This window comes from uncultured Halovibrio sp. (genome assembly GCF_913056445.1).
GTDB lineage: Bacteria > Pseudomonadota > Gammaproteobacteria > Pseudomonadales > Oleiphilaceae > Halospina > Halospina utahensis_B.
On sequence record NZ_CAJXMA010000131.1, the window covers coordinates 1 to 4,443 of the forward strand.

A 4,443-nucleotide genomic window follows, 5' to 3' on the forward strand; every position below is an offset into this window, starting at 1 on the left:
CAGACAGGCACGAAGAGCCGCCGGCCTGTCACCGGCGGATTTCCGGATCCTCAGTCACGGCGAGACCTTTCGGCCAGGAAATCGCTGAGCACCCGGGCGGGTTCACTCTCGCGGCTCTTCGCCACCAGCGCTTCAGGGGCGCCCTCAGCAACCACCCGACCACCGCCATCGCCGCCGTCCGGGCCCATGTCCAGTACCCAGTCGGCCTCAGCAATAAGATCCAGGTTGTGCTCAATCAGCACCACGCTGTTGCCGGCGTCCACCAACCGGTGCAGCACATGGATCAGCCGCTCGACATCCGCCATGTGCAGCCCAACCGTGGGCTCATCCAGGATGTACAGGGTATGGGGCTGGTTCTGGCGGCGCACGTCCGGTCTTGCGCGGGCCAGTTCGGTGACCAGCTTCAGGCGCTGGGCCTCGCCGCCGGAGAGCGTCGGGCTGGGCTGCCCCAGGCTCAGGTAGCCCAGGCCCACGGCCTGCATCAGCTCCAGCGCATGGTGGATCTTTGAGTGCGCCCGGAAGAACTCGACGCCTTCGTCCACGCTCATGCGCAGCACTTCGCCGATATGCTTGCCGCCGTAGGTGACCGCGAGGGTCTCCGGGGTGAAACGGTCGCCCCCGCAGACCTCGCAGGGCACGGACACGTCCGGCAGGAAGTTCATCTCCACCCGCTTCAGGCCCTGGCCGTCACACCCCGGGCAGCGCCCCTCCTTCGTGTTGAACGAGAAACGACCCGCGTTGTAGCCACGCAGGCGGGCTTCCTCGGTGCCGGCGAACAGCTTGCGGATGTTGTCCCAGATGCCCACATAGGTGGCCGGGCAGGAACGCGGGGTCTTACCGATGGGTGTCTGATCCACCTCGAACACCCGGTCCAGGTTCTGCCACCCTTCGATTCGCCGACACCCCCGGGTTGTGGGCTTCCTATCCCGTCCTGCCCCGTTCAGAACACGCAGGTTATCGTGCAGGATGCCCCGCACCAGTGAGCTCTTGCCGGAGCCGGAAACGCCGGTGACACACACCAGCCGCTCCAGCGGCAGGCGCACGTCCACCCCGCGCAGGTTGTGCAGGCTTGCCTCGCTGACATAGAGCCAGTGTTCCGCCTCGGCCGGCCGCCGTTCCTCGGCGATCAGCGGGTGGCGGATGGGATCGGCCAGGCAGCGGCCCGTGGTGGATTCCGGGTTGGCCTCCAGCTCCGCGACGGTGCCTTCCGCCACCACGCGCCCGCCATTAACCCCAGCCCCTGGGCCCAGGTCGATTACGTGTTCCGCCCGGCGGATGGTGTCCTCGTCGTGCTCGACCACCAGGATGGTGTTGCCCTTGCCTTCCAGCCGGCCAAGGGTGTCCAGCAGCATGCGGTTATCGCGCGGGTGCAGGCCGATGGTGGGCTCGTCCAGGATGTAGCACACGCCCTGGAGGTTGGAGCCCAGCTGGGCGGCGATGCGGATGCGCTGGGCTTCACCGCCGGAGAGCGTGGGCGCGGCCCGATCCAGGTTCAGATAGGCCAGCCCCACCTGCTGGAGAAAGTCCAGTCGGGCCCGGATCTCGGGCATGATGTCCTGGGCTACCTCCGCATCCCTGCCCGTCAGCGCCAGGGCCTCGAAGCGCCCGGCTGCCTCGGCCACCGAGAGCGCTGTGTATTCGGCGATGTTGCGATCACGGAAGTAGACCGACAGCGCCTCCGGCTTGAGCCGGCGCCCGGAACAGGCGCGGCAGACGCCAGGCTCATGGTCGTCGTCCGCTTCCAGCCAGACGGATTCCTCGCCGGTCTGCTCCTCGTCGAATCCGCTCAGCGCGAGCCCCGTGCCGTAGCAGGACGGGCACCAGCCGTGCTTGGAATTGTAGGAGAACAGGCGCGGATCCAGCTCCGGAAAACTCTGCCCGCAGCCGGGGCAGGCACGCTCGGTGGAGAAGATGGTCTCACCGGCGTCGCTCAGGAGCTTCATGGTGCCGTGGCCGTAGGCCAGTGCCTCGCCAATAAGCCGGTCCAGCGTCGCCTCGTTGCCCGGCGTGACGGTGACCGTGCCCATGGGCAGGTCAATGTCGTGCTCCTGGTGGCGTGCCAGGCGCGGCCAGTTGCCCGTGGGCTGGTACTCGCCGTCCACCCGCAGGTGCTCGAAGCCTTTCTTGCCGGCCCAGGTGGCCAGGTCCGTGTAGTAGCCCTTGCGCGCCACCACCATGGGCGCCAGCAGCGTCGCCTCCTGGCCTCGCGCATCGCGCAGGATGCGGGCCCGGATCGCCTCCGGCGTCTGTTCGTCAATGGGAATCATACAGTCCGGGCAGTACTGGGTGCCCAGCTTGACGAACAGCAGGCGCAGGAAGTGATAGAGCTCGGTCATGGTGGCCACCGTGCTCTTGCGCCCACCCCGGCTGGTGCGCTGTTCAATGGCGACGGTGGGCGGAATGCCGAAGACTGCATCCACGTCCGGCCGCGAGGCGGGCTGGACGAACTGGCGCGCATACGCGTTCAGGGATTCCAGGTAACGCCGCTGGCCCTCGTTGAAGACGATGTCGAAGGCCACGGTGCTCTTGCCGGAGCCGGAGAGCCCTGTGAGCACCGTCATCTGGTTACGCGGGATGCGGATGTCCACGTTCTTGAGGTTGTGCTCGCGGGCATGGTGAATGGTGATCGCATCCGGATCACCGCTGTACGGCGCCGGTGCCTCGGCCACCGCGGGCTGGGGTTCGGCTTCCGTGCCCTGCCCCAGATAGTCCCAGAGTGCTTTCCCGGTGTGACTGCCGGGCACTGCCATGACCTGCTCCGGTGTGCCGCTGGCGATCAGTGCCCCGCCCCGGTCACCACCCTCGGGCCCAAGATCAATCAGCCAGTCCGCCGCCGCCATCAGGTCCTGGTTGTGCTCGATCACGGCCAGAGAATGCCCTTCGGCCAGCAGCCGGCGGAAAGCTCCGAGAAGCGTGGCCACGTCGTCCATGTGCAGGCCAGTGGTGGGCTCGTCGAACAGGAACAGGAGGTGATCACTGGCGCCCTTGCGCCCGGCTGCCTTCGCCAGGTGCCCGGCCAGCTTGAGGCGCTGGGCTTCGCCGCCGGAAAGGGTCGGCACCGGCTGCCCCAGGCTCATGTACCCCAGGCCCACCGCCTGCAACGGCTCCAGGCCCTGAAGCACTTTCGGGTAGTCCGCAAAGAAGCTGACCGCCTGGTTCACGGACATCTCCAGAACATCCGCGATGGACTGCGGCGGCACAGGGCTTTCCGTGGACGGCGGCAGCGTTATCTCCAGAATCTCGGGGCGGAAGCGCCGGCCATCGCAGTCCGGGCAGCGCAGGTAGACGTCGCTCAGGAACTGCATCTCCACATGCTCGAAACCGTTGCCGCCACAGGTGGGGCAACGCCCGTTACCGGCATTGAAGCTGAACGTCCCCAGGGTGTAACCGCGCTCCTTCGCCTCCGGCAGGCCCACGAAGACCTTGCGGATGGCATCGAAGGCGCCCACGTAACTGGCCGGTGTCGAGCGCGTGGTCCGCCCGATGGGCGACTGGTCGATGAGCACAGCATCATCGATGCGCTCATGCCCCTCAATGGCGTCATGAACGCCGGGTACCTCGCCGGGACGGCCCTTGAGCTCAGCAACGGCGCGGTAGAGTACGCTTTCCATCAGGGTGGACTTACCGGAGCCGCTGACGCCCGTGAGCACGACCAGGGCGTTCAGGGGAAGATCAACGTCCAGGTTCTTGAGGTTGTGTTCGCGAGCGCCGCGGATGCGGATGGCATTCCCCGGATCGACAGGGTTGGCGCCAGCGGCCTGTTCGCCTGCGTTCACCTGGCGGCGACCGGTCAGGTAATCCGCCGTCAGTGACTGGCTGTCCGCCATGAGCGCATCCGGCGAGCCTTCGAACACGATCCGCCCGCCCTGCTCGCCCGGTCCCGGCCCCATGTCGATGATGCGGTCGGCGGCGTGCATCACCTGCGGGTCGTGCTCAACCACCAGCAGGGAGTTGCCAGCATCACGCAGGCGGTGCATGACGCCGATGATCCGATCCATGTCCCGTGGGTGCAGACCGATGCTGGGCTCGTCCAGCACGAACAGGGTATTCACCAGCGAGGTGCCCAGCGCCGTGGTCAGGTTGATGCGCTGGACTTCGCCGCCGGAAAGCGTGCGCGACTGGCGGTCCAGGGTCAGGTAATCCAGCCCCACGGCTACGAGGTACCCGATGCGCGCCCGGATCGCATCCAAAAGCAGGTCCGCGGCCTCGTCCAGGGGCGCGGGCAGTTGAATACGCTCAAACAGCGCCGCGACCCGCCCCAGCGGCAGGTTCATCAGATCCGCCAGGTTCAGGCCCGGCTGCTGTTCCAGCGTGGATTCCGGCAGGGTGACGCCAACGGGCCGGAAGCGCTCAGCCGGATCGACAACCGTGTCCGCATCCGCTTTCGAGCCCAGGCGCCAGAGCAGCGATTCCGTCTTCAGACGGGCGCCATCACAGGTGGGG

At 67.1% G+C, this 4,443-nt stretch carries 1 pseudogene; it reads right to left on the bottom strand.

Features of this window, described 5'->3' with window-relative positions:
* Positions 1-50 precede the first annotated feature (50 nt).
* Positions 51-4,443 (bottom strand): annotated as a pseudogene (locus QZ501_RS14900) (hypothetical protein); the annotation flags it as partial.